The organism is Oerskovia jenensis (genome assembly GCF_016907235.1).
Taxonomy (GTDB): Bacteria; Actinomycetota; Actinomycetes; order Actinomycetales; family Cellulomonadaceae; genus Oerskovia; species Oerskovia jenensis.
This window is the reverse complement of record NZ_JAFBBO010000001.1, coordinates 1,710,822-1,726,935: the sequence shown is the minus strand read 5'-3', so window position 1 is coordinate 1,726,935 and position 16,114 is coordinate 1,710,822. Positions and strand designations below refer to the sequence as shown.

The following is a 16,114-nucleotide window of genomic DNA, read 5'->3' as shown; positions in this document are numbered from 1 at the left end:
CCGTCAGCGGATGTCCGTCCCCTCCAGGACCTTGCGCAGCGCCGCGGCGAACCCGTCGGGGTCACCCGGCATGCCGTACTCGTCCCCCATGAAACCGCCGTGACCGCTGGGGAACGCGACCGCCTCGGTGCCGATGCTCTTCGCGACGCCCCGGGCCGCGCGAGCCGCCATCTGCTCGCCCGACTCCTCCCCGGCCGCCAGGACCACGCGCGTCGAGACACGGGAGAGGGCGTCGTAGTCGTGCTCGTAGTGGGTGCAGCTGATGAGGTTCTGGCCCAGCAGCGCGTCGTCGCGCGACCCGTCGTCCTCCGTGGGGAACCCGAACGCGCCCGGGTCGGGAGCGGGCTGGTCCGCGAAGTCGGTGGGGAACGGGCCCTCCCAGCTCGTGAGGGCGATGAAGTGCGCCATGCCCGCGCCGAACCCCTTGTCCTGGTAGGACCGTGACACGGCCTGCACGGCGGCGAGCGCGGCGTCGCGGTCGGGCAGCGCAGGGCCCGACGGCGGCTCGTGGGCCACGAGGGTCCGCACCTGCTCGGGGTGGTTCGTGACGAGGGCGAGGGCGTTGACCGCCCCGCCGCTGCTCGCCAGGACGTCGACCGGCCCGGCGCCCAGCGCCGCGATCACGAGGTGCAGGTCGTCGGCGTGATGGTCGGGCGTGACGGGCGCGGACGGGTCGGTGCGGGTGCTGCGGGAGACCCCGCGAGGGTCGTACGTCACGACCGGCCGGTCCGTGAAGTGCGAGGCCAGGGTGACGAACCCGTCGGCGCCCATGGGGGAGCCGGCGATCAGGAGGACAGGGGCCTCGGGCGTGGCGTCGGCGAGGTTCCCGCGGACGTCGTAGGTGATGGTCGCCCCCGGGGCTTCGAGGGTGCGGGTCTCGATGTCGGTCACGGTCGTGTGCCTCTCGGTCGGGTGAGCGGGCGGCGTGGGCGCCGGCCGTCACAGCGGTATGGGACCAAGACCTGCCGCGTCGTCGGAACTCATCGCACCGCCTCGTCCCACCCTGCCTCGCGGGTGGTGGTCGTGCACGGTGAGCGGGCGCGGTGCTCGCGCACGCTCGGGCACGATCGTGAAAGGGGTGGTCGCCCTGCCTCGGTGCGGGCACAATGCACGGGACGAGAGGGAGACGACGCATGGTCGGCACGGCAGCGGTCCTGGGCATGACGGTGGTCGCCCTCGGTATGGTCCTGACCCCGGGGCCCAACATGGTCTACCTGGTCTCGCGCAGCATCAGCCAGGGCCGGCAGGCGGGCATGGTCTCGCTCGCGGGGACGGCCGTGGGGTTCGTCGTCTACATGACGATGGCGAACGTGGGGCTCGCCGCGGTGTTCGTGGTCGTGCCGTGGCTGTACGTCGCGCTGAAGGTCGCAGGCGCCTGCTACCTGCTGTACCTCGCGTGGCGGACGCTGCGCCCGGGCGGACGCGGCCCGTTCGAGGCGCAGGACCTGCCGCGCGACTCCCGCGGCAGGCTCTTTCGCATGGGTCTGTTGACCAACCTGCTCAACCCGAAGGCCGCGATCATGTACCTCGCGCTCATCCCGCAGTTCATCGACCCGGCGGCCGGGGACGTCATGGTGCAGGGGTTCGTGCTGGGCAGTGTGCAGATCGGGGTCAGCGTGGTCGTCAACGCCGCGATCGTGCTCGCGGCGGGCAGCATCGCGGTCTTCCTGCGCTCGCGGCCCATGTGGATGCGGTGGCAGCGCCGCGCGACCGGGACGCTGCTGGGCGCCGTCGGGGTGAAGCTGGCGATCGACGCCCCGTCCCCGGCGGCCGTGTGAGGACCGTGAACCTGGGCGAGGTCGACCGAGGGTCGTGGGTCCGGCTCGGGGTCCTCGCCGTCCTGGTGCTGGGAGTGGTCGTGTGGTGGACGTCCTCCGACGCCGCGCTCGTCGCCCACGGGGGAGAGGAGCTCGACCTGATCCGGGACTACTCCTCGGTCGACGACCTGGCGGTCGAGGCCACGGACGTCGCGGTCGTCGAGCCGACTGGCCGGACGTGGACCGAGCACATCAGCACCGCGCCCTTCGTCGTGACCGAGGTCCGGGTCGTCACGTCGGACGGTGGACCGCTCGTGGCGGACGACCTCGTCGCGCTCCGCCAGGACTCCGGCCACTACGTCAACGCTGCGCCGACGCCCGAGGAGGGCGAGCGCTACCTGGTGTTCCTCCACCCGTCGGGGGTCGGGACGGACGGGCGGCAGTACTCGGTCGTGGGCGCTCAGGCGGTGTGGCGCCTCGACGGGTCGACGGGGCGTCTCACGACGCCTAAGAGCTCGTTGCCCCGGCGGGTGTCGGTCGAGGGCGAGGACGGGAGGCTCGTCGCGTCGTCCCGCTGACGGGTGTGCGCAGCGAGCGTGACCCCAGCGTGAGCAGCGGCGCCGTGAGGGTCACGAGCGCGACGAAGACCGCGACCCCCGGCCACCCCGCGTGCACCCACGTCACTCCGCCGAGCCAGCCCAGCAGGCTCGACGCGGCGTAGTAGAACGCGTTGTACAGCGAGGTCGCCTGGGACCGTCCGACGACCGCCCGGTGCCCGACCCACCCCGAGGCGACAGCGTGCGCCCCGAAGAAGGAGGCGGTCAGGATCACGAGCCCCAGCAGGATCAGGGGAACCTGGGGGGCGAGCGTCAGGAGCGCCCCCGCGCTCATCGTGGCCCCGGCGACGGCCAGGACCCGCCGACGTCCCCACCGGACGGTGAGGCTGCCCGCGAGCCGCGACGACACGGTCCCGCCCAGGTAGGCGAAGAAGACGAGCGACGTGACCGCGGGGGACAGCAGGTAGGGCGGGGCTTCGAGGCGGAACCCGAGGTAGTTGTAGATGGTCACGAACCCGCCGATGACGAGGGCGCCGTTGGCGTACAGGACGAGCAGGCCACGGTCGCGCAGGTTCGTCAGGACGAGCGAGCCGACGTGCTTCAACCCGTCGCGGTCCGGCACGAATCCTCGCGCCCGCGGCGCGAGGGCGACGAACGCGGCGGTCGTGAGCACGCACAGTCCCGACACCACGGCCAGGCCCACGCGCCAGCCCGCGAGCTCGGCGACGCCCGCGGCGAGGACCCGGCCCGCGAGCCCGCCGATCGACACCCCGCCCACGAACATCCCCGCGACGACCGCGGTGTGCGCGGAGTGGATCTCCTCGTGCAGCAGGGTGATCGCGAGCGCCGGGACGCCGCCGAGCGCGGCTCCCCCCAGGAAGCGGCCCGCGACGAGCAGCTCGGTCGTGGGGGCGAACGGGGTCAGCAGGCCGATGGTGGTCGCCGCGACCAGCGCGATCCGGATGGCACGGACGCGGCCGATGCGGTCGGCGACCACGGACCAGGGCAGGACCGCGAGCGCGAGGCCCAGCGTCGCGGCCGAGACGGTGAGCGAGGCCGTGGGGGCGGCGATCCGGAGGTCGGCCGAGATCATCGGCAGGATGCCCTGCGGCGAGTAGAGCTGGGCGAACGTCGCGAGTCCCGCGCACACGAGGGCCACGACCGTCCTGCGGTAGCCCTGGGAGCTGCGTCGGTGTCCCGTCCACGGAGCGGGTGGTGGGACGACGAGCGCGCGGGTCGTGGCCGGCGCGAGGGCGGTGGGCATGGGCTCGACGCTAGAAACCATGCATCCTTGCGTCCAATGCATGTGTGTGTGCTGGGGAATACGATCTAGGCATGGATGCCGCGCTGGACGAAGAGACCCGCCGCCTGCTGCCCCTCCTGCCCGCCTTCGTCGCGGTCGCCGAGGTCGAGCAGGTCACGCTCGCGGCCGCGATGCTGCGCGCGCCGCAACCGACCGTGAGCCGCGCGGTCGCCCGCGTGGGTGAGGTGCTGGGCGTGCCCGTGGTCGAGCGGCACGGGCGCGGCATCCGGCTCACCGACGCGGGCCGCGCCCTGCTGCCGCACGCGCGCCAGGCGCTCGCGGCGCTCGGTGCGGGCGTGGACGCCGTCCGCTCGAGGGAGGCGCTCGCGCGCGGCACGCTGTCGGTCGCGTTCCAGACCTCGCTCGGCGAGTCCGTCGTCCCGGCGCTCATCAAGGAGTTCCTCGCCGACCACCCCGCGGTCCGGTTCACCATGACGCAGGGCGCCCGCCGCTCGTGCCTCGACGCGCTCGCCGCGGGCGAGGCCGACATCGCGCTCGTCTCGCGCCTCGTCCCGGCGCCTGCCGGTCGCGAGACCCTCACGCTGTTCCGGGAGCCCCTGGTCCTCATCGTCCCCGCAGGGCACGAGCTCGCGTCGCGTCCCGCCGCCACGCTGCGCGAGGCCGCTCGGTCGACCTTCATCACGCTCAAGCACGGGTTCGGGCTGCGGGGCACGGTCGACGCGCTGTGCGCCGCTGCGGGAGTGCGCCCGACCATCGGCTTCGAGGGCGAGGACCTGCACACCGTGCGCGGCCTCGTCGCCGCGGGCCTCGGCGTGAGCGTCTTGCCTCCGGCCCGCCACCCCGTGCACGACGTCGTCGAGATCCGCCTCGACGAGCCCGTGCCCTCGCGCGACATCGGCGCGGCCTGGTCTCCCGACAACACCTCGCCCACGCTCGCGGCCTTCGTCGAGATGCTCCGCACGGGGATCCTCGAGGGCGCCGCGCCCGACGGCGGCGCGCCCGTCGGTGTCGCGCCCGTCGGTGTCGCGCCCGACGGCGGCGCGCCCGTCGGCTGACAGCCTCACCACGGTGGTGGGCCGGCCCGGGCAACGGGCCGGTGCGCCCGGACGGGCCCCGCGCCGGTGACCTGACGGGGCGAGGTGCGCGACGTCGTCGGGCACGGTCGTGTCGCCACGCAAGAACCGCGGTCCCCACGACATGATGAGAGTGAGGGGTGCACGCCACCGCGGCGCCCACGCCGAAGCCCGAAGGAGACCCCGCTCATGACTTCCCTGCGCCGCCTCGCCCCCGCCGTCTCGCTCGTCGCGCTCCTGGCGCTCACCGCGTGCGGCACGGCCACCGACTCCGGCGGAGACGCCTCGGACACCCCCAGCGCCTCGGAGAGCGCCGCCGACGAGACCACGCCGTCGAACGAGTCGCCCGAGGCGCCGCTGAACGCGGCCGACCTCCCCATCGAGGCAGGCGTGAACGGCGTCGACCTGCCCGCGGGGATCGACGCGCCCACGACCGGCGGGACGGGCGCGGCCTGGACCGCGCAGGACGGCTACCTGTACGTCGTGACGTTCGGGTCGAGCACGTGCCCGAGCATCGCCGAGGGCGACGCGACCCTGGACGGGAGCGACGTCGTCGTGACCTTCCAGAAGGTCGACGAGACCAAGCCCTGCACCATGGACCTGCGCCCCTGGACCACGGTCGTCAAGGCCCCGGAGGGGGTCGACGAGACGGCCGACGTGACCGTGCGCCTCGACGAGGCGGGGTCCGTCGTGCTGACGCCCCGCGCGGCCGCCGGGCAGGTCGGCGACGCCGTGTGGGTCGCGCAGTCCTGACCTGGTGACGGGCGCCGCCGGGGCCGGGGACGGCCCGCCGGCCCGTCGCCCGTGAAGTTCGCGTGAAAGGGCAGGGCCGGGGGCGTCGTTCGAGGTCCCCGGCCCAGCCGGACCCGTTACCGTTGCCGAGTGAAGACGCCCCACCGCCGCACCACAGCGCTGTCCGCCGCGACGCTCGCCGTCGCCCTGCTGCTCGGGGCGTGCGCGCCCTCGCCCAAGGTGCAGAGCCCCGTGGAGACGGGGGCGTCCTCGACAGGCTCCACGGCGACCGGTGAGGACGTGCCGGCCGAGCTGGCCGAGTTCTACGGGCAGAGCCTCGTGTGGGAGGACTGCGGCGGCGGGTTCGAGTGCGCGACCGCGATCGCACCCCTGACGTGGGAGGACCCCGCGCAGGGCAAGATCGAGCTCGCGCTCAAGCGGCTGCCCGCCTCGGGGGAGAAGCGTGGATCGCTGCTGACCAACCCCGGCGGGCCGGGCGGGTCGGGCATCGAGTACATCACGAGCGCCGCGGGCAGCATCGGCGAGCCCGTCAAGGAGGCGTACGACGTCATCGGGTTCGACCCGCGCGGCGTCGGGGCCTCGACCCCCGTCGTGTGCCTCGACGACGCGGCCAAGGACGCCTCGCTGTCCCGCGCCTACCCCGACAGCGACGAGGGGCGCGCCGAGATGACCGCCGACCTCACGGCCTGGGCCGACGCGTGCGCGCAGAACACGGGCGACCTCCTCGGCAACGTCGACACCCAGAGCGCCGCGCGCGACATGGACATGCTGCGCGCCGTCCTCGGCGACGACGAGCTCAACTACCTCGGCTTCTCCTACGGCACCCAGCTCGGCGCGACGTACGCGGGGCTCTACCCGGAGAAGGTCGGGCGCATGGTCCTCGACGGCGCGATCGACACCTCGCTCACCTCCGACGAGATCTCGGCGCAGCAGGCCGTCGGCTTCGAGAACGCGCTGCGCGCCTACGTCAAGGACTGCCAGGGCGGCAAGGACTGCCCACTGACCGGCTCGGTCGACGACGGCATGACCCAGGTCAAGGCCTTCCTCGACCAGGTCGCCGAACGACCCATGCGGACCTCGAGCGACCGCCGCCTGACCTCGACGCTCGCGTTCTACGGGATCGCGCTGCCGCTCTACAACAACGAGAGCTGGTACGCCCTGACCGCCGGGCTGGACGCCGCGCTCAACGACGGCGACGGCACCATGCTGCTCGGCTTCGCCGACCTGTACAACGGCCGCAACGCCGACGGCACGTTCAACGACAACTCGGCCGAGGCGTTCCGGGCCATCAACTGCCTCGACGCGCGCGGCAACCCCGACCCCGAGGTCATGGCCGAGCAGGCCGCCCAGATCGAGGAGGCGGCCCCGACCATGGGTTCGTTCTTCACCTACGGCGGCCTGACGTGCGTCGACTGGCCCTACCCCGTCGTCGACCAGGAGTTCGACCTCCACGCCAAGGGGGCCGCGCCCATCGTCGTCATCGGCACCACCAACGACCCCGCGACCCCGTACGTCTGGGCCGAGGGCCTCGCCAAGACCCTCGACTCCGCCACGCTGCTCACCTGGGAGGGCGAGGGGCACACGGCCTACGGCCGGTCCAACGCGTGCGTCGCCGACGCCGTAGACGCGTACCTGGTGGACGGGAAGGTCCCGGAGGACGGGAAGGTCTGCTGAGGGGGCTCTGAGCCGGGGGCCCGTGGGCTGGTGCGGCGGGTGGCTGGCGGGCGGCCTCGCAGGTGGCCCGACGGCGTCGCGGGAGCCAGTTTGTCCTCACGCCCTCGCGTTGGGTACAGTTGCGACGCTTGCTGAAACGGAGCGCCGCAAGGCGTGACGTCCGGTACGCGCCGCCTTAGCTCAGTCGGTAGAGCGTCTCACTCGTAATGAGAAGGTCATCAGTTCGATTCTGATAGGCGGCTCAGACAGGAAGGCCCGGAACCTCAACGGTTCCGGGCCTTTCGCGTTGTGCGCCGACGTGCGGCGGTGGGTCCGTACGGACCCACCGCCGCACGTCGTGAAGCCCTCTCAGAAGCAACCGCCCGCGACCTGGTCGGTGTTCGCCCTGGCGAAGTCAGGATCTGCCGTCGAGGTGAGCACGCTCATGTGGACGACCTTCTCGGCGGTGCCCGCCGGCTGGAGCCCGTCCTTGTCCCCCTGGGTCTCGAAGGACAGGATGCCCTTGTCGTCCTTGAGCCACCAGACGTTCGACACCGGGCCCGGAGTTCCCGCGACCAGGTTCGGGTAGGTGGCCTGCAGCGTCGCGAGGTCCGTCCCGATCCCGACGCCCTCCGCGGTGCGCGGACCGGCCATCAGGACGTCGATCCAGCCGACGCCCTTGTCGCTGACGGAGACGCCCAGCGGCTGTGAGCCGTCAGGCAGGGCGTACGTGGAGACCCATCGTCCGGGGTTCTCGGGGTCCCACTCCCCGCAGGCGTTCGGCACCCACTCGATCATGGCGGCGCCAGGGTTGGTCTCCGGGGGGACGCCGATCGTCAGGGGTCCGAGCCCTGCCGTGCTGATGACCAGCTCCTCGAACGGCGGGTGGGGGTCGACGGTCTCCTCGGGCGGGGACGACGGCGTCGGTGCGGGTGTCGACGCACTGGGAGAGGGCGCGGCAGGTGACGACGCGCTGGCCGAGGGGGAACCACCTGCGGTGTCCGTCGTCGCGCACCCCCCGAGAGTCAGGGCCACGACGGACAGGACGACGAGGGGCAGGGTGCGCGCGGCGGTTCTCATGGCCGCATCCTCTCGTGAGGGCGACCTCCCCGCCGGGGATGGCACGGGCGTCCCAGGAACGTTACGCGATCGTCATGGGACCAGGACCAGGACCGGGACCGGGACCGTGGGCGGGTCACGTCCGGGAGGCCCGCTACCATGCCTCGCATGGCCACCTTCGTCCATCTGACCCCGGCCGCGAACGGGGAGAGGATCAGTCGCTCGGGCGTCGCGGCCCGGAGCGTCGGACGCATCCCGGGTGACGAGCGGCGAGGTGTCTTCCTCTTCCCGGTCCTGCGGGACCATGTCGCCACCCACCAGTGGTCGCGTGAGCTGGTCCGGTCTCAAGGGCGCGGGCGAGTGGTCACGGTCCAGGTGCGGCTCCCCGACACCGAACAGGTGACGGTCGGCCGCTTCGACGGGGTCGCCACCTCGTCGACCGCGGCCGCCGCCGTGGCCCGCATCACGGGGCTGACCGACCCTCGCGGCTGGGAGGTCTTCCTTCCCCGGGCGGTCTCGGTCGCGGAGGTGAGGCACGTCCGGGAGCTGCGCAGGCCCGTGGGGTGGCGGTACGTCCCCGACGCGCACGGCACCGCGCCGTGCACCTGCCGGGGATGCCGGGCGCCGGGGACGTTCGGGGCCGCGCGTCTGCTCGAACGGCGCCCCGACCCGGTCGACGGTCCGTGGCCCGGAGTGCCGGTCCTCCTGGCACGGTTGGAGTCGGTCGACTCCTCCGACGTCACGGCGATCCTCGAGGTCCTGGACGGCTTCGGAGGGCGCCGCCGAGGCCCCGTCGAGCGGCTCGCGCACCTCGCAGAGCATCCCGACCCGGAGGTGCGGGCTGCGCTCGTCTGGAGGGTCGCAGGCTGGTCGACCCCGGGAGCACGTCCGCTGGTCGAACGGCTCGCGAACGATCCTGACGAGGAGGTGCGTGAAGCGGCCGCAGCATGGTCGGCGGACGAGGAGTGACGTCGCTGCGCGGCGTCCGGTGACGGCTGGGTCCGCCGGAAGCACCGCCTAGGCTTGTCCTCATGTTCACCTTCGGCCGTCGTCGCCCCACCACCTACGTCCTGGGCCAGCCGGTCAAGTCCTTCCCGGAGATCGCCCCCGAGGTCGAGCGGGGCAACATCCTGCGCATCACCGAGATCGGTGAGTCCGTCCTGCACACACCGTGCCGTGAGGTCACAGAGTTCGGTACGCCCGAGCTCGCGCAGCTCGTCGACGACCTGTTCACGACGATGTTCGTCGCGGAGGGCGTGGGCCTGGCGGCGCCGCAGGTCGGCGTGGACCTGCGAGTCTTCGTGTACGACGTCGAGGACGAGAACGAGGACCGTCACGTCGGGCACGTCGTCAACCCGGTGCTGGAGGTCTTCGACGGTCCCGAGGACGAGATCGAGGAGAGCGACGAGGGGTGCCTCTCGATCCCGGGGGCGTACTCGCCGCTCGCCCGCCCCGTGAAGGCGGTCGTGCGCGGGGTCGACCAGCACGGCAAGCCCGTCGAGCTCCAGGGCTCGCACTTCCTGGGGCGTGCGCTCCAGCACGAGGCGCAGCACCTCGACGGGACGCTCTACTTCGACCACCTCACGCCTGCCGCGCAGGAGGCCGTGATCGCCGAGATGCACCAGGAACGCCCCGGCGTCCTGGAGGAGCGGCTCGAGCTGTCCGAGGCCCTGGGCAAGACGCCCGCCGAGTACCCGGTGGCGCCGCTGCGCTAGGCGCTCCGACGCGCCCCGGGTGAGATGGGTGGTTCGGTCTGAGACGGGTTGCTGGGGACGCGACCCAGCAACCCGTCTCGGACCGAACCACCCGTCTCGTTCTGGGGGGAGAGGGTCAGGCGCGCCGCGACCGGCGGCTCAGCAGCACCGCACCGGCCCCGGCGGCCAGCAGCACGACGGCCCCGCCCGCGACGAGCAGGGCGTTCGAGCCGGTCGCCGCGAGGCCCTGGTCGCCACCCGCCGTAGCAGTCCCGGACGCCGCCGCACCAGGTGCGACACCAGGCGCCGCCGACGGGACGGCCCGGGCGACCGGCGTCGCACCTGCCACGGGAACGCCCTCGGGCGCCGGGCCCGTCGCGGCGAGCTCGCGCTCGGTGACCGCCGTCGTCGGGGCTTCCGTGACCGGAGGCGACGCGGGCGCCTCGACCGGCGCTCCGCCGTCGGGCACCTCGCTGCTCGGGGCGGGGACGGGGCGCGTGACGGGCGGGGCCGGGCTCAGCGGCGTCGGCCGGGGCGTGCACTCCGGTGCCTGGCCGCCCTCGCCGAAGTGCTCGTCGAAGCCCTCGACCTGGACCCACGTCACGCAGTATCCGGCGGGGAATGCCGCGGCCGCCCCGGCGAAGTCGAGGAAGCCCGCGCCCACGTAGCCCGCGGTCGATCGCCCGTTCGTCGTCTCGAGGTGGACGTTGAAGCTCTGCTCGCCGGTCCCGTCGAGCGCGGTCGCGCGGTAGTTGACGTGCCCGTGCTCGCGGAACACCTGGCCCGCGGGCAGGCTCACGCCGCTCGCGGTCACGGTGTACGGGACGGGGGAGTCGGACCCTGCGGACGCGATCGTGGGGGTGGCCACGAGGATCGCTGTCGTGAGGAGGGCGACGGGCGCTGCGCGCATCGAGGAGGACCTTTCGAGGGGGAGGAGGGGGACGCCCTCGGCTCTCGGGTGCGAGCGGGGCTGGTGCCGGACGGTTGATCACCGTACTCGTCCGACATGCCCGGATCGACGGGGCGAACACGACATATCAGCGCCAAAGGTACTGGGGACCGGGTGATTGTGGAAGCGCTCCCAGCGTGTCGTTGGCGTGTCGCTCGCGTGTCGCGCGTCCGTCGCTCGGGTGACCCGTCGCCCGGGGCCGACGACCGGTGTGGCTACCCTCGTCGCATGGCTCCCGCGAGCACGCCCCCGGCCTTCTCCCCGCCCCGGCTCGTCCGGGTCCCCGGCGGCGCGCTCGCCCTGCGAGACGCCCGCACCGGCTCCGCCCGGGACACGACCCTCCAGGGCTTCGAGATCGGTCGGACCCCGGTCACGTGGGCAGAGGTCCGCTCCGTGCCCGTGCCGCCGGGCAGCGCGCCCCGGAGCGCCCCGCCCCGGAGCAGCGGGCCCCCGGGCGGCCCGTCACCGACCCCGCCCGACGACGTCCCCGCGCACCCCGTGACCTGGTTCGACGCCGTCCGCTGGTGCAACGCGGCGTCGATCGTCGCGGGCCTGGCCCCGGCCTACACCCTCGACGGTCGCTCGGTCCGCTGGGACGTGAGCGCCGACGGCTACCGTCTGCCGACCGAGGGCGAGTGGGAGTGGGCGTGCCGCGCGGGGACGACCACCCCGACGTACGGCCCGCTGGCCGCGGTCGCCTGGACCGCGGCCGACGAGGTCGAGGGCCCGCAGCCGGTCGGTAACAAGGCCCCCAACGTGTTCGGCACGCACGACCAGCTCGGCAACGTCTGGGAGTGGTGCTGGGACTACGCCGACACCGCGCGCTACGGCGACTACCGCAGCCTGCGCGGGGGAGGGTGGGCCGACCGCGAGTGGAGCGTGCGCGCCTCGGTGCGCCGGGGCAGCGCACCCGACGCCGTGCTCGAGGACGTGGGCTTCCGGGTGGCGCGCGGCGCCGTCGGGCAGCGGGGGGCGCGCGAGGCGCAGGGGTGGTCGGCCGCGGCCGACCACGAGCGGGCCGACGTCCGCGGTCCGCGACCCGTCGGGTGGACCCCGCTGCGCGACCTCACGGACTAGAGCGTCGCCAACCACCGCACGACGGCGTCGCTCACCGCCGCGTGGTCGTTGCGCACGTCGTGGGCGCCGGGCAGTCGCACCTGGGTGACCGGCCCGGGGATCGCGGCGACGTGCTCGTCGAACTCGGTGGGGGAGCCGAACGGGTCGGTCGTGCCCGACACGAACAGCACGGGGACCGTGAGCTGCGGGAAGTGGTCGACGCGCAGCTTCTCGGGCTTGCCCGGCGGGTGCAGGGGGTAGCTCAGCAGCACGAGACCGGCCGCGGGCAGGCCCTCGGCCACGGCGACCGAGCACATGCGTCCGCCGTAGGACCGGCCGCCGAGCACGAGCCGGTCGGGCGCGAAGCCCTCCTCGGCGGCGAAGCGCGCGGCCTCCTCGACCAGGTGCGCGACCGCGACCGGCGCCCGGTCAGGCATGCGCTTCCCGGCGAGCCGGTACGGGAAGTCGACCCGGCGCACGGGCAGCGGGGCCACGGCCTCCTCGACAGCGACGAGCGTCGGGTGGTCGCGACCGGCCCCGGCCCCCGGCGTGAGAAGAAGCCCGCCGACCGCTGCGCCTGATGAACGCGTCATGGTTCCAGTCTGGCAGCGGCGGCTGACCAGGACCTTTCCTGCGGTCGACCACGGGGTTGAGGTCGTCAATCTGCTCATAACGACCTCAACCCCGTGCTCGGCACCTGGCTGGACCGCTAGAGGGCCGCCAGCAGGTCCTGCATCTCCGCGATCTCCGACTCCTGGGCGTCGATGATCTCCTGCGCCAGTGCCAGGGCCTCCGGGTTCTCACCGTCCGCCAGCTCGGCCTTCGCCATGTCCACGGCGCCCTCGTGGTGCGCGATCATGCCCTCGAGGAACAGTCGCGAGACGGTCGCGGCGTCCGCGGCCTCGAGCGCCTGGATCTCCGCCTCGCTCAGCATCCCGTCCATCTCGTGGCCCGAGTGGTCGCCCATCGGCTCGGCGCCCCACTCGTCGAGGAAGCCCTCCATGGTCGCGATCTCGGGCTCCTGCGCGCTCTCGATGCGGGTCGCGAGGTCGACGACCGCAGGATCGACCCCCTCCGTGTCGAGCACGATGCGCGACATCACGAGCGCCTGCTCGTGGTGCGGGATCATCATCTGCGCGAACATGACGTCCGCGTCGTTGGCCCCGGCGGCGTCAGCCCCCGTGTCCTGCGACGGCGAGCCGTCGCCCATGTCGTGACCCTCCATGTCTGCGCCGTCGCTCGTGTCGGCGCAGCCCGCGAGGACCAGCGTCGAGCCGAGCGTCAGACCGATCGCGGCCTTGGTCAAGGTGTGCTTGTTCATCGTTCGTCCCTCAGAAGAATGTCGGTGTGCCGCGAGTCCTCGCGGCGGGTGACGGTGTGCTGCGGCCCTGGCCGGACCGAGCTCCTATCTCCGACTGATCCCGAGCGCGACGAGCGACGGCGGCCGCAGCGCCGACCCGAGCCGCCACCAGGGCGCGACGACGCGCGCGAGGTGCGTGACGCCGTCGGGCAGGCGGCGCACGAGCGCCGGGCCGCCGAGCGAGAAGAGCGCGACGAGCACCAGGAGGCACATGGCCTCCATCTCGCCGTGCCCCGTGCCCGACGGCGCCTCCTCCTCCGCGCCCACGTCGCCCGAGGCGTGGGGAGCCGCCTCGGCGGCGACCGTGTGCGCGGGCCCGTGCGCCACGGGGCTGCCCGACATCTGGTGCATCCCGACGAACCCGCCGAGCAGCACCACCATCCCGAGCAGCACCCCGAACCGCCGGACGAGGCCGGCGGTTCGGGCGGACCGGACCGTGTCGGCCAGGTGGGCGGTCGACACGGTCCCGGCCAGGGCGATCGGGGACATCACGGACATCGTCTACGAGGCTGCCACGCGCTCGGGGTCGAGGTCCAGGCGGCGCAGGAGCTGCGCGTTGAGGGCCACGATCACGGTCGACAGGGACATGAGCAGCGCGCCCACCGCCATGGGCATGACGAACCCGACCGGCGCCAGGACGCCCGCCGCGAGCGGCACCGACACCAGGTTGTACCCGGCAGCCCACCACAGGTTCTGCTTCATCTTGCGGTAGCTGGCCCGGGACAGCTCGATCACCGACAGGACCGAGCGCGGGTCGTCGCTCGCGAGGATGACCCCGGCCGACGCGATGGCCACGTCGGTGCCCGCACCGATCGCGATGCCCACGTCCGCCTGCGCGAGCGCGGGGGCGTCGTTGACGCCGTCGCCGACCATCGCGACCTTGTGCCCGCGCGCCTGGAGCTCGGAGACCTTGTCCCCCTTGTCGCCCGGCTTGACCCCCGCGAAGACCTCGTCGATGCCGAGCTCGTCCGCGACCGACTGCGCCACGGCCTGCGCGTCACCCGTGATCATGACGACCCGGATGCCGCGCCGGTGCAGGGCGTCGATCGCCTCGCGGGACTCGGGCCTGATCTCGTCGGCCAGCGCGAAGCCACCCAGCACCCGGGGGGTGCCGGAATCCAGGTCGAGCGCGTGCAGGACCGTCGCGCCCTCCCGCTCCCACGCGGCGGTGTCCGCCACGGGGTCGAGGCCGTGCTCGCGCAGGAGCGACGGGCCGCCCACCGCGATCCGGCGACCGTCCACGAGACCCGAGACGCCCACCGCGGTCGAGGACTGGAAGTCCTCGGCGCGCGGGACCCGCACGCCCTTGTCCGCCGCGGCGTTCACGATCGCGCGGGCCAGGGGGTGCTGCGAGTCGGCCTCGACGGCCGCGGCGAGCGCGAGCAGCTCGTCCTCGCTGCCCGCCGCCGCGACCAGGTGCGTCACGACGGGCTCGCCCTTGGTCAGGGTGCCGGTCTTGTCGAACAGGACGGCGTCGACCGTGCGCATCTGCTCGAGCGCCATGCGGTCCTTGACGAGCACGCCCGCCTTGGCCGCACGCTCGGTCGAGATCGACACGACGAGCGGGATCGCGAGACCCAGCGCGTGGGGGCACGCGATCACGAGGACCGTGATGGTCCGGATCAGCGCACTCTCCGGCGTGCCCCAGACCGTCCAGGCGATCAGCGTCAGCACCGCCGCGCCGAGCGCGAACCAGAAGAGCCAGCCCGCGGCGCGGTCCGCGAGCCGCTGCGCGTGCGACGACGACGCCTGCGCCTGCGTCACCAGGCGCTGGATCCCCGCGAGAGCCGTGTCGTCGCCGACCGCGTCGACCGTGACGCGCAGCGCCTGGTCGGTCGCGACCGTCCCGGCCACGACGTGGTCGCCGACCGTGCGGCGCACGGGGCGCGACTCGCCCGTGATCATCGACTCGTCGACGTCCGCCGACCCCTGGGACACCACGCCGTCCGCGGGCACGCGCCCACCAGGACGCACGACGACGACGTCGCCCACGACCAGGTCCGTCGGGGACACCGTGGTCACCTGACCGTCGTCACCCACGCGCTCGGCCTCGTCGGGCAGCAGCGCGGCGAGAGACTCGAGGGCCGAGGAGGACTGCGCGAGCGAGCGCATCTCGATCCAGTGGCCCAGCAGCATGATCACGACCAGCAGCGCGAGCTCCCACCAGAAGTCGAGCTCGTGCGACAGGATCCCCAGGCTCGCGCCCCACGACGACACGAACGCGACCGTGATCGCGAGCGCGACGAGCAGCATCATGCCGGGCTTGCGCGCCTTGAGCTCGTCGACCGCCCCCGTGAGGAACGGCTTGCCGCCCCACACGTACATGACGGTGCCGAGGACCGGCGAGATCCACGCGATGCCCGGGACGTCCGGGAGCGAGTAGCCGAGGATCGACGCGAACATCTCGCTCGCGAGGACCGTCGGGACCGCCAGGGCGAGCATGATCCAGAACAGGCGGCGGAACATCGCGACGTGGCCTGCGTGGCCGCCGTGCCCGCCGTGACCCTCGTGACCGCCGTGGCCGCCGTGCGCGGAGTGGTCCTCGTGGCCACCCGCGTGGGCCGAGCGACCGGCGTGGCCGGCGTGGTCCGCGTGACCGGCGTGGTCCGCGTGACCGGCGTGAGCCGGGTGCTCCGTCGCGGTCGTGGTCGCCATGTCGTGCCCGGCGTGGTCCGTGCCCTTGTGGGCATCGTGACCCGCCGCAGCTGCGGCGGTCGCTGCGTGGCCGCTGTGCCCCGCGTGCGAGCCGTGGCCCCCGTGGTGCTCGTGGTCGTGACCTGCGTGCCCGCCGTGACCGGTGCGGTCACCGTGCTCGTCGTGGTCCATGGGATTCACTGTCCCGTCCTCCCTCGTATCGCGCCCGGCGACCTTGGCGCCCGGCATACCCCCTAGGGGTATCGATAACTCTTGATCCTGCCGCAGCATTCCCAGCCCGTCAA

At 73.3% G+C, this 16,114-nt stretch carries 16 protein-coding genes and 1 tRNA gene; 9 read left to right on the top strand and 8 right to left on the bottom strand.

Annotated elements, in window-relative coordinates:
- Nucleotides 1–3 precede the first annotated feature (3 nt).
- Nucleotides 4–891, bottom strand: a complete 888-nt coding sequence (locus tag JOD49_RS07765; RefSeq protein WP_205306660.1) for an alpha/beta fold hydrolase — start codon at nt 889–891, stop codon at nt 4–6.
- 242 nt (nt 892–1,133) lie between these two features.
- Between JOD49_RS07765 and JOD49_RS07760 the strand changes: the two genes are divergently transcribed.
- A complete protein-coding gene (locus JOD49_RS07760; protein ID WP_205306659.1) occupies nt 1,134–1,778 on the top strand; it encodes a LysE family translocator in 645 nt (214 codons plus the stop codon).
- A complete protein-coding gene (locus tag JOD49_RS07755; protein ID WP_205306658.1) occupies nt 1,775–2,335 on the top strand; it encodes a hypothetical protein in 561 nt (186 codons plus the stop codon). The genes JOD49_RS07760 and JOD49_RS07755 overlap by 4 nt, the downstream gene beginning before the upstream one ends.
- Here JOD49_RS07755 and JOD49_RS07750 read toward each other — a convergent pair.
- On the bottom strand, nt 2,265–3,599 hold the full coding sequence (locus tag JOD49_RS07750; protein ID WP_239525164.1) for an MFS transporter: 1,335 nt from the start codon (nt 3,597–3,599) through the stop codon (nt 2,265–2,267). The genes JOD49_RS07755 and JOD49_RS07750 overlap by 71 nt on opposite strands.
- Nucleotides 3,600–3,649: 50 nt before the next feature.
- Here JOD49_RS07750 and JOD49_RS07745 point away from each other — a divergent pair, with 50 nt between their 5' ends.
- From JOD49_RS07745 to JOD49_RS07730, 4 genes are all read left to right on the top strand, one after another.
- Nucleotides 3,650–4,633 carry a LysR family transcriptional regulator gene (locus JOD49_RS07745; protein WP_205306657.1) on the top strand — a complete coding sequence of 328 codons (984 nt, stop codon included), beginning with the start codon at nt 3,650–3,652 and terminating at the stop codon, nt 4,631–4,633.
- A 207-nt stretch (nt 4,634–4,840) separates the two neighbouring features.
- Nucleotides 4,841–5,404 (top strand): hypothetical protein, encoded by a 564-nt coding sequence (locus tag JOD49_RS07740; RefSeq protein WP_205306656.1) that lies wholly within the window; start codon nt 4,841–4,843, stop codon nt 5,402–5,404.
- A gap of 129 nt (nt 5,405–5,533) precedes the next feature.
- The gene (locus tag JOD49_RS07735; protein ID WP_205306655.1) at nt 5,534–7,078 is read left to right on the top strand and encodes an alpha/beta hydrolase; all 1,545 of its coding nucleotides are present in this window, start codon (nt 5,534–5,536) and stop codon (nt 7,076–7,078) included.
- A gap of 169 nt (nt 7,079–7,247) precedes the next feature.
- A tRNA-Thr gene (locus JOD49_RS07730) sits at nt 7,248–7,320 on the top strand.
- Nucleotides 7,321–7,426: 106 nt separating this feature from the next.
- Here the strand turns inward: JOD49_RS07730 and JOD49_RS07725 are convergent.
- On the bottom strand, nt 7,427–8,137 hold the full coding sequence (locus tag JOD49_RS07725) for a hypothetical protein (RefSeq protein WP_205306654.1): 711 nt from the start codon (nt 8,135–8,137) through the stop codon (nt 7,427–7,429).
- A gap of 147 nt (nt 8,138–8,284) precedes the next feature.
- On the opposite strand from JOD49_RS07725, the gene JOD49_RS07720 reads away from it, so the two are divergent.
- A complete protein-coding gene (locus JOD49_RS07720) occupies nt 8,285–9,085 on the top strand; it encodes a HEAT repeat domain-containing protein (RefSeq protein ID WP_205306653.1) in 801 nt (266 codons plus the stop codon).
- A gap of 62 nt (nt 9,086–9,147) precedes the next feature.
- Nucleotides 9,148–9,831 (top strand): peptide deformylase, encoded by a 684-nt coding sequence (gene def / locus JOD49_RS07715; RefSeq protein ID WP_205306652.1) that lies wholly within the window; start codon nt 9,148–9,150, stop codon nt 9,829–9,831.
- 115 nt (nt 9,832–9,946) lie between these two features.
- On the opposite strand, the gene JOD49_RS07710 is transcribed toward def, so the two are convergent.
- Nucleotides 9,947–10,720, bottom strand: a complete 774-nt coding sequence (locus JOD49_RS07710; RefSeq protein ID WP_205306651.1) for an RAD23 family protein — start codon at nt 10,718–10,720, stop codon at nt 9,947–9,949.
- A gap of 267 nt (nt 10,721–10,987) precedes the next feature.
- Between JOD49_RS07710 and JOD49_RS07705 the strand changes: the two genes are divergently transcribed.
- The gene (locus JOD49_RS07705; RefSeq protein WP_205306650.1) at nt 10,988–11,836 is read left to right on the top strand and encodes a formylglycine-generating enzyme family protein; all 849 of its coding nucleotides are present in this window, start codon (nt 10,988–10,990) and stop codon (nt 11,834–11,836) included.
- Here JOD49_RS07705 and JOD49_RS07700 read toward each other — a convergent pair.
- The 4 genes from JOD49_RS07700 to JOD49_RS07685 all read right to left on the bottom strand — a co-directional run bounded on the left by JOD49_RS07700 (nt 11,833) and on the right by JOD49_RS07685 (nt 15,830).
- Nucleotides 11,833–12,408 carry an alpha/beta hydrolase family protein gene (locus JOD49_RS07700; protein ID WP_205306649.1) on the bottom strand — a complete coding sequence of 192 codons (576 nt, stop codon included), beginning with the start codon at nt 12,406–12,408 and terminating at the stop codon, nt 11,833–11,835. The two genes, JOD49_RS07705 and JOD49_RS07700, sit on opposite strands and share 4 nt — an antisense overlap.
- Before the next feature lie 116 nt (nt 12,409–12,524).
- Nucleotides 12,525–13,136, bottom strand: a complete 612-nt coding sequence (locus JOD49_RS07695; RefSeq protein ID WP_205306648.1) for a DUF305 domain-containing protein — start codon at nt 13,134–13,136, stop codon at nt 12,525–12,527.
- Nucleotides 13,137–13,220: 84 nt separating this feature from the next.
- Nucleotides 13,221–13,664 (bottom strand): DUF6153 family protein, encoded by a 444-nt coding sequence (locus JOD49_RS07690; protein WP_205306647.1) that lies wholly within the window; start codon nt 13,662–13,664, stop codon nt 13,221–13,223.
- A gap of 12 nt (nt 13,665–13,676) precedes the next feature.
- Complete coding sequence (locus JOD49_RS07685) at nt 13,677–15,830, bottom strand: heavy metal translocating P-type ATPase (protein WP_205308865.1); 2,154 nt, start codon at nt 15,828–15,830, stop codon at nt 13,677–13,679.
- Nucleotides 15,831–16,114 lie beyond the last annotated feature (284 nt).